At 64.5% G+C, this 2,324-nt stretch carries 3 protein-coding genes; 2 read left to right on the forward strand and 1 reads right to left on the reverse strand.

Annotated features, from left to right (window positions below; genetic code table 11):
- The first annotated feature begins 182 nt into the window (after window positions 1-182).
- Window positions 183-746 (forward strand): NUDIX hydrolase, encoded by a 564-nt coding sequence (locus tag ACBJ59_RS62695; RefSeq protein WP_375119380.1) that lies wholly within the window; start codon window positions 183-185, stop codon window positions 744-746.
- On the opposite strand, the gene ACBJ59_RS62700 is transcribed toward ACBJ59_RS62695, so the two are convergent.
- Window positions 724-1,665: an XRE family transcriptional regulator gene (locus ACBJ59_RS62700; protein ID WP_375119381.1), complete on the reverse strand. Its 942-nt coding sequence runs from the start codon at window positions 1,663-1,665 to the stop codon at window positions 724-726. The genes ACBJ59_RS62695 and ACBJ59_RS62700 overlap by 23 nt on opposite strands.
- Between ACBJ59_RS62700 and ACBJ59_RS62705 the strand changes: the two genes are divergently transcribed.
- Window positions 1,656-2,114 (forward strand): tyrosine-type recombinase/integrase, encoded by a 459-nt coding sequence (locus tag ACBJ59_RS62705; protein WP_375119382.1) that lies wholly within the window; start codon window positions 1,656-1,658, stop codon window positions 2,112-2,114. The two genes, ACBJ59_RS62700 and ACBJ59_RS62705, sit on opposite strands and share 10 nt — an antisense overlap.
- Window positions 2,115-2,324: the final 210 nt, after the last annotated feature.

Here is a 2,324-nt window from a genome sequence, read left to right on the forward strand (position 1 = left end):
GTTCACCCTGAAGGTGCATCCGTTCTCTGCGATTTCGTGATCTAGGCAATCCGATCATCGCAGGTCGGAGGCACCTTCCTTGCATCTACCGATCTTCAAAGCGCTTCAGCGGTGAATACCCGAGGTTGGCTCTCGGCTGGAAGCCATGTACCGAGGATGGGTAAGAGCGGTAGCTTCGCGGTGTGGCTGATGACGCTGAGCTGACGCGCTGGGTCGTGCATGGGGAACGGCTGATCTACGACAACCGGTGGATTCGGCTGGGGCTGGCTGATGTGGAGATCCCGGGTGGGGAGCGGTTCGAGCATCATGTGGTGCATCTGGATCGGGCTGCGATCGCGGTTGTGCTGGATGAGCAGGATCGGGTGTTGCTGATGTGGCGGCATCGGTTCGTGTTCGATCGGTGGGGGTGGGAGCTTCCTGGGGGGCTGGTCGATGCGGGTGAGCATCCGATGGCGACGGCTATCCGGGAGGTAGAGGAGGAGACCGGGTATCGGCCGAAGAACGTTGAGCCGCTGGTGAGCTATCAGCCGATGGCCGGCATAGTCGATTCTGAGCACATATTGTTCGTGGCGCGTGGGGCCGAGTTGGTGGGCAAGCCTGAGGGTGAGGTGGAGGCCGATCGGATCGAGTGGGTTCCGATGGCGGAGATTCCCTCGATCATTGCCCGCGGGGACATCTGGACGTCGGGGACGTTGATCGGGTTGCTTCAGGCTCAGGTGTGGCTCAACGGCGGAGGGCGCGGTTGACGGCTTTCGAGAGCTCGTCGATGCGGCGGCGTTGGCGGCGGCTGCCGGTCATGGTGGCGAGCTGATGGGCGCGGTGGATGTGGGGTTGGGCGGCTTCGGGGTCGCCTGCGGCGAGGAGGGCGTGGCCGAGGTCGCAGCGGACGCCGGATTCGGCTCTGTTGTAGGTGCCGTCCATGCCGGCCAGGGCTGAGCGGAGATCGTCGGCGGTGTCGGGGTCGCCGAAGCGAACGAGGCAGTTGCCGCGCCAGCGGGCCACGTGGTGGGCGTTGATAGACAGGTAGGGCATGTCTGGGTCGCTGTCGCCTTCGGGGAGGAGGGCGGCGGTTTGGTCGAGAGCTGCGCGGCAGGTGGTTTCGTCGCCGAGGATGGCGGCGGCTTCTGCTTCGGCGGCTGAGAGCCAGGTGCGGAGCCGGGCTGGCACGTGATCACGGTGTTGGGCGTGGACGTGTTGCAGAAGTTCGGTGGCTTCGGCGGGGCGGCCGAGTTCCATCAGGACGTATGCCTGCTCGCCCGAGACGTAGGCGAGTACGGCGGGGTCTTCGGCTTCATAGGCGGCAGCCTTGGCGTGTTCGTAGTGGGTCCACGCGTCGTTGAGCGCGAGAGTATTGATCGCCTGCCATCCGGCCAGTGAGGCGGTCTCGGCCAACAGATGGGCAAGTTGGGCGCGGATGCCCGGCCGTATGGCGTGGCGGTGCGCCCTCTCGATCTGGGCTATCTGGGCGCGCATCTTGTCGGCGGTGGCGGGGCCACCGAGCTTACGGTCCAGGTAGCGCAGGTTGTTGGTGTCGGCACGGAGGATCATGACCGTGGTCGGGTCGATGGTGGCGGCGAAATCGAGGCGGCCGATCAGTTCGGTGGTCTGTTCTTCGTGTTCGTCGTTGTGGTCGCCGGTGGGTGAGGCGATGTCTTGTGGGGCCACACAAGTGCCCGAAGCGCACCGGCGGTGGCCTGGTCTTTCGGCAACGCAAGGGCAAGAGCAAGCTCACCCTCCAGTGCCCGCCGGCGCTCCTGGCCTTCCTACGGGCCCATAAGAAGATCCAGGCCGCCGAACGGCTCAAGGCTGGGGATAGGTGGACCGACCATGATCTGGTCTTCACGACGCAGCTCGGCGGCCCGATCGAGCGCACAGAGGACTGGAAGCAGTGGAAGTCCATCCTCAAGCAGGCCGGCGTACGAGACGCCCGAGTCCACGACGCCCGGCACACCGCGGCAACCCTGCTGATCGAGCAAGGTGTCCACATCCGCGTCGTACAGGAGATCCTCGGCCACACCCGCGTGACCACCACAGAGCGCTACACCCACGTGGCCACACTCCAGATGAAGGACGCCAGCGAACTCATGGATCAAGCCCTCTGGGGCCGGCCCTGACGGGCAACTGCAACCCAAACTGCAACCCTGATGCCCTCAGAGATCAGAAAGGCCCTCTCCCCAACCAGGGGAGAGGGCCTTTCACCTGCGGAGGATCGGGGATTTGAACCCCGGATGGGCGGTAAACCCAAACCGCATTAGCAGTCCCCTAAACGAGATGATCGAGCATTACCGAGCAAGATCCTCCAGTGCCATCCTTGCAGCTAAATC

Origin of the sequence: Nonomuraea sp. MTCD27 (assembly GCF_041950495.1) — a bacterium.
GTDB lineage: Bacteria > Actinomycetota > Actinomycetes > Streptosporangiales > Streptosporangiaceae > Nonomuraea.